This window comes from Paenibacillus alba, from assembly GCF_013204855.1.
Classification (GTDB): domain Bacteria; phylum Bacillota; class Bacilli; order Paenibacillales; family NBRC-103111; genus Paenibacillus_E; species Paenibacillus_E alba.
Genome location: NZ_JABMKZ010000063.1, coordinates 22,090 through 28,089 on the forward strand (window position 1 = coordinate 22,090; position 6,000 = coordinate 28,089).

Genomic DNA, 6,000 nt, shown 5'->3' on the forward strand with positions numbered 1-6,000 from the left:
GAAGGATAAATATGTTAGAAATATAAATGCCCCAATAAAATATTCGGAGTTGTAAAAAGCCTCACTTAAAAACGTGAGGCTTTTTTGCTTGGCCTCGGGGGCTCGGGAATGGGATTAAGTTCTTGTCATTTATGACATCAAGTTCTTGTCAACCGACAATGTTGTCGAGTGACAAGAATATAGTCCGATTAATATCCGCCAAAATGGCGGCTGTTTTATTTTATCGGAACATATTCTTGTCATTTCTCAATATCAAGAATATGTTCCGATTGCCGATCTAGGCCAAGAATATCGTCCGATTGCCGACAAAGCCAAAATATATATACTTTTGGGCATTCAGCTCCCTCAGAGAATAAGGGCAGGCTTGCGTGGTATAATTTGTATGAAATAAGGTGAGGTGATTATTTAAATGGGAAACACAATATGGTTATGTGACAATTGCGATGAAAAAATTGTTGAGTCACTCTCTATGTCCAATACAGCAACTAGTGTGCTTCTAGAGGTGCTCGCACTAAGTGGGTCAGACCTAGCAGTAACAGACAGGGAGAAAGAGTTCATCGTTTGGTTGAATCAAAGGGATCAATCAGTTGTAGGTATTGGAACTGTGGGATTTAGCATTAGTGAAATGCCTTGGACGAAAAGAGATTTTTATGAAGAAAAGATATTTTTGTTGTCTGTAATTGATGGAGCAATTAATAAACACAGATGGGAAGATTTAAATTACATTCCTAATGAGGACATAGTAGTAAGGAATTTAAATCATTTACGTTTATTAATAACTAATTTTAAAGAAGAGCTTGTAGATGAGAGTCACTACCTTTATTGGTCGACCACTGACGAGTTAGATGAGGAACCTACCATTTCTATTGGTTTCCCTCAATGTGTCAAGCATAAAGTAATTCTATCTTGCCATGGTTGCTTATTTTGTAATAATGGTATGTAGTTTTAAGCTAACGGGTAACGATAGTTCAATCACGATATGACGGCAGCCGGCACACGATCGGCTGCCGTTGTCAATTGAAGTAACGGGCAGGATAGTTGAATCATTTCACGAATACCTCAAATATGGAAAATATACGAAATTTTTAAATATGGCGTTAAAAGAAAACTTGCAGAATGATTATACAAAACCTATTAAAACATTGAGGGAGATAATCGAGGATGGGATCGGAAAAGAGACAAAAGTATCATGTATTGGCTAGAGGGATTATCTTGTCTGAAGATCATATATTAGTTGCTCATTGCATCGGAATGGATAATACCTTTCTACCTGGTGGACATGTAGAGTTTCGAGAAGGTATAAGGACATCGTTATCTAGAGAAATACTCGAAGAACTTGGCTTAGAAAGTGAAGTAAAGGAATACATAGGGGCTGTGGAAGCAGCGTTTGTTATGGAAGAGTCTTATCATCAAGAAATTAACCATTTATTTAAAACCGAAATACAAGAATTGAATTATAACATTAACCCCGTATCACAAGAAAGTCATTTAGAATTTTATTGGATACATATTGATGAAATGGAAGCGAACAATTTACAACCTTACCCAGTAAGAAATGTAATTAGAGATTATATCAATCATTTTTCAGGACCATATTTTGAAAGCACTTTCGAGAAAAACACAAAATAATATTTGCATTAAATCAATGAAAAGTAAGTTTTCTTATAACACCGTATTCACGCTTCGAGGCTAACGTACATTGGTCTGCCAGAAGCGATTTCGAGGAAATGGAATCAGTCTATAGGTGGACCCCCGACTACAGAAAAAAAGGATCCTATAAAATTTGATCTTAATGACAATTTGCAAAAGATCACAGTTGCAAAAATATTATACTGGCTCTCTAATGCGGAATACGTGGGAACAGCCAATGATCAGTTTATATCAATGGGCGGTGGTCCGAATGAACTGGTCATGAAAACAAAATGCGGAAAGACACTTACAATTGTAGATGCGATTGGTTCAGTATCAGTAAAAGTACCGAACGGTGGGATGATTGCCTCGGTTTCAATATCTGATCAAGTGACAGTTGTATATCAAAATAAAACAATGCGGTTGAAAGCCCCGGATCTAAAAAAGTGGATCGGATCGGATATGAATAAACTTATTGAAGATACATTGAAGGATCGATAAAGAAGAGCAAGTTAATATCCTAAGGCGTTAAGCTAACGCAGAACTATAGTTAAACAGTGAAGGGCTGCCGCGCGGCAGCCCTTCACCCCGCTAAACGGGCAGCAGGATAATGCAATAAACTTTTTTCGGAAATAAAAAAAGATACACTATCCCATGAACGATAACTTAACATGAGACCGCTTTCGGTCTTTTTTTATTTCTAATTCAATGGTCACCCAATGCATGGTTTTATTCTTCGTGTCCGCCTAATATCTTTTAATAATTTTGTAACGAATAATCAATAAGCCAGTCATATTATTGTTAGGTGGTGAACTAATGGCTGATTTGAAAAAAATCTATGATCAATATTTTCAAGACGTTTACTTATTTGCATTGTCTTTAAGTAGAAATGAGCAGGTTGCAGATGAAATCACACAGGAAACATTTTTCAAAGCGATAAAGAACATTGAACAGTTTAAAGGCAATTGCAAAATTAGTGTCTGGCTGTGTCAAATCGCAAAAAACACCTACTTTTCTTATATGGACAAGCAAAAACGTTTCGCACTGGGGGATCGGCACGAACAGGCAAGCGGGTTTGATATTGAAAAAAAGTTCGTTGATAAGGCAGAAACCTTGCGAATACATAAGCTGTTACATGGGTTGGACGATCCATATAAGGAAGTATTTATGCTAAGAGTTTTTGGAGAATTATCTTTTGATCACATCAGTCAAGTTTTTGGGAAAACGGAAAGTTGGGCAAGGGTTACGTTTCATCGAGCGAGGAATAAAATACAAGACTTACTGATGGAGGAAGACCAATGAACAAGATCTCATGCGATGTGATTAAAGATTTGCTGCCACTTTACTATGACAACGTATGCAGTGTAGCCACAAAAGAAGCGGTAGAAGCGCACACTGCTTCGTGTGCGGACTGTAAATTGACACTGGATAAGTTGAAAGTCAGCATCGATTTGCCCCTTGGAACTATTGAAAAAAATAAGCTGGAGGGGAACGGATTAAAAAGCGTTATGGCAATTTGGAATCGTTCTAAGATAACGGCATTTACTAAAGGATTAGTTTTAGCTACTTCAGTTTGTGCTGTAATATATCTAGGCTATCTCGGTTTAACGCAATGGAATATTACAGATGTACCTAAAGATGTGATTGAGATAACAAATGTTAGTCGGATGAAGGATGGGAAAATCGCCTATCATGTTAAAATGACCGACGGCTACAATGTTAACCGAATAAATTTCAAGTCGGATAGTGATGGGAATTTTTTTATGATTCCAGTTCGACCCATTATTAAATCAAAGAAATTCGCTGATATCGGACTTGCCAACATGTACGATTATGTTGATCTCAAACGGTTAAATGCCATTAAGAAAGATAACGGAAAGGAAGTGGAAATTCAAGCGGTTTATTATGGGTCGCCTAAGAATCCTATTTTGATATGGAAAAAAGGCATGGAATTGCCAGCAACAAATGATGCAATCGAAGCTCAGTTTCATTTCGGAGACTAATTACTAAACAACTGGGAACAATAGTGAAGGAGCTTACCTCGCGGTAGCTCCTCTTTTTGTTCAATCAAGTAACGGGCGGATTACAATAGCGAATCATGCGATAATGTGTAGGTGTGTAGATGGGGTTGATAACAGAACTAGTTGTTGTTCATCACCGGTAAAGTAGTAAAGGGAGTGTAATCAAGTGGATCTTATTCAATGGTTAGAAGAGTGGTATTTATCCCAATGTGATGGCGATTGGGAACATTGTTATGGTTTAAAAATCAGTACGCTTGATAATCCTGGTTGGAGTGTCAAAATTAATTTGCGAGAAACTATGTTAGAAAACAAACCTTTTGAAAGTTTGGTCAAAGAAAGAACCGAGCATGATTGGATACATTGTAGGTTGAAAGAAGGTTATTTTGAAGGGTTTGGTGGTCCTAAAAACTTAGTGGAAAATCAATTGAGCGATAATAAAGAGTTTTTTATTACTAGGCAGGTAATTGAAAGTCTGACTCATAAATTGAGTCTATCTGAGTTAGGAAAGTATTCACAAGATTGGGAATATGAAAGTGCAGATTCATCGAGAGTGAACGAATTTGTCTCATTTTATGAAAGTGCTGAACTAAACCAAAGTGAAAAATTCGCGTTAATGAGCTTGATCATATCTTCATTTGATGACGCAAGTTGCACTCTATAAAGGGAAGCATAGCTTAAGAATTTGGTATATAGGAATTATATAATAAAGGCTGCTGTCGAGTGTCAAAAATATAGGCCGATAACGATCCGCAGAAACTGCGGTTTTTTTATTTTATCGGATCATATTCTTGTCATTTCCCAATGTCAAGAATATGATCCGAATGCCGATTCAGGCCAAGAATATCGTCCGATAGCCGAAATCACATAGTAAACCATCTCCAACTGTTTGGTTGGATTGGTTCATACAGAAATTTTCAATTGTACAAGAAGCGCCTCGGTCAATAGCTTGGAAGTGATACTGCTGTTTATCCAATGATTTTGAATGACAATAACTTTATCTCGATATGAGTTATCATAAATCGTGGCTTATGGGATCAAGTTCTTATCAAAACCTAATGATCTTGGACTCATTCCCAGTTGACTCATGCAAATTCTTAGCAAGTTAATTCCAGATTCCATAAGATGTATCGAAACCAGCTGATTACGCTGTGTAATCTTTGGTGAAATTTTGATGTTAGTACGATGAGAAGAAGACCATTACATATGACGAGGAGAATACAATGAATACGAAAGCGACATATGATCATCTTAATCCTCAAACCTATATGAAGGCTTGGAAGCATGGAGATTCGTCAATATTTGTTGTAAAAAAAGGGTTCGACGATGTAGGGCGAGAAAGAAACACCAAAAGATTTGCAGGGATTAAAGATTACCATACAATTAGAGCGGGTTCTATTAGTGGAAACACTGAGGATTTCGAATATTTCTTTGAGCCATTGAAGGAATATGTCGTTAAGTTGGATGATAGTAAATTGGAAGATCCGTTGGATATGAATCTTAAATTTTATAGATTCGATGAATGGAGTATTAGTGATTTAAAAGGGAATATTGTTTCTGATGAGATGAAACAATCCCTTTACAGTACTATCCTCTTAAGGACTAGGAAAGATATTGAAGTAAATTGGGATCGCCAATATGAAAATTATTGGAATTCAACGCATAATGAAATCAAAAGTGCAATATTAGCAACGGATACACATTTATTGAATGCAGTCAAAAGAGATGATCTGATTAAGTTTATGGTTTCGCTTGAATGGCGAACGAAACCTTATCATCCAGTATTGCAAAATGCATTAGATTCGGTATTTAGGGATAGCTTTTTTGAAATCGATTTTAAATTGATTAAAATCCCAGAAGAAGAACGGCTATTTCCTTTTTTAGAGACAGTGTACGACGAATATGCTCATAGTTATATCTTGAAGTTATATCGTCATTTTCATAAGGGAACTGGATTGATCATGGATGAGGTAAAGAGATTTATTAACGAGACGACCCTTGTTTTTTTTAAAGGCTCCTGCTAATGGAGAATTCATTACCAGTGACAATCCTGTTTGTAGATTTACTAATTCCGAAGGGAAAATTGAATATATCTTCCCTATAGACCCGCAAATTGCTTGTTCGGTAGTAAGTGGAAGCCACAAGAATCATTATGTAGTAAAAGATCTTACGAAAGATGAACTGATTGAGTACAACAATAGACTAAAAGATAATTGCAACGAAGGTTATATTCCTCTGAAGCCCCCTAATTAGATTGGAGTCATCAATATGCAATAAGGTACAATATTGGTGAGGGGGAATGAGATATATGAAAAGCAATATCCTTTATGATGAGCAACGGATCAAGGTAGCT

8 protein-coding genes are annotated in these 6,000 nt (G+C 36.5%); all 8 read left to right on the forward strand.

The window, feature by feature from the left end:
- Positions 1-409: 409 nt before the first annotated feature.
- The 8 genes from HQN90_RS36730 (at position 410) to HQN90_RS40105 (ending at position 5,900) form a co-directional block, all read left to right on the forward strand.
- Positions 410-943 carry a hypothetical protein gene (locus HQN90_RS36730; RefSeq protein ID WP_173227782.1) on the forward strand — a complete coding sequence of 178 codons (534 nt, stop codon included), beginning with the start codon at positions 410-412 and terminating at the stop codon, positions 941-943.
- A gap of 218 nt (positions 944-1,161) precedes the next feature.
- A complete protein-coding gene (locus HQN90_RS36735; RefSeq protein ID WP_173227783.1) occupies positions 1,162-1,629 on the forward strand; it encodes an NUDIX domain-containing protein in 468 nt (155 codons plus the stop codon).
- Positions 1,630-1,854: 225 nt separating this feature from the next.
- The gene (locus HQN90_RS36740; protein ID WP_173227784.1) at positions 1,855-2,130 is read left to right on the forward strand and encodes a hypothetical protein; all 276 of its coding nucleotides are present in this window, start codon (positions 1,855-1,857) and stop codon (positions 2,128-2,130) included.
- A gap of 315 nt (positions 2,131-2,445) precedes the next feature.
- Complete coding sequence (locus tag HQN90_RS36745; protein WP_173227785.1) at positions 2,446-2,931, forward strand: RNA polymerase sigma factor; 486 nt, start codon at positions 2,446-2,448, stop codon at positions 2,929-2,931.
- Positions 2,928-3,632: a zf-HC2 domain-containing protein gene (locus HQN90_RS36750; RefSeq protein ID WP_173227786.1), complete on the forward strand. Its 705-nt coding sequence runs from the start codon at positions 2,928-2,930 to the stop codon at positions 3,630-3,632. Before HQN90_RS36745 ends, HQN90_RS36750 begins: the two co-directional genes overlap by 4 nt.
- Positions 3,633-3,816: 184 nt before the next feature.
- A complete protein-coding gene (locus tag HQN90_RS36755; protein WP_173227787.1) occupies positions 3,817-4,311 on the forward strand; it encodes an Imm53 family immunity protein in 495 nt (164 codons plus the stop codon).
- Between the two features lie 559 nt (positions 4,312-4,870).
- Positions 4,871-5,671 (forward strand): DUF4238 domain-containing protein, encoded by an 801-nt coding sequence (locus tag HQN90_RS36760; protein WP_173227788.1) that lies wholly within the window; start codon positions 4,871-4,873, stop codon positions 5,669-5,671.
- The gene (locus HQN90_RS40105) at positions 5,646-5,900 is read left to right on the forward strand and encodes a DUF4238 domain-containing protein (RefSeq protein ID WP_173227789.1); all 255 of its coding nucleotides are present in this window, start codon (positions 5,646-5,648) and stop codon (positions 5,898-5,900) included. Before HQN90_RS36760 ends, HQN90_RS40105 begins: the two co-directional genes overlap by 26 nt.
- Positions 5,901-6,000 lie beyond the last annotated feature (100 nt).

Bases quoted from the DNA above. Each gene is read 5' to 3' on its own strand.
- HQN90_RS36730 (WP_173227782.1), top strand. From the start codon at position 410: ATGGGAAACACAATATGGTTATGTGACAATTGCGATGAAAAAATTGTT.
- HQN90_RS36735 (WP_173227783.1), top strand. From the start codon at position 1,162: ATGGGATCGGAAAAGAGACAAAAGTATCATGTATTGGCTAGAGGGATT.
- HQN90_RS36745 (WP_173227785.1), top strand. From the start codon at position 2,446: ATGGCTGATTTGAAAAAAATCTATGATCAATATTTTCAAGACGTTTAC.
- HQN90_RS36750 (WP_173227786.1), top strand. From the start codon at position 2,928: ATGAACAAGATCTCATGCGATGTGATTAAAGATTTGCTGCCACTTTAC.
- HQN90_RS36760 (WP_173227788.1), top strand. From the start codon at position 4,871: ATGAATACGAAAGCGACATATGATCATCTTAATCCTCAAACCTATATG.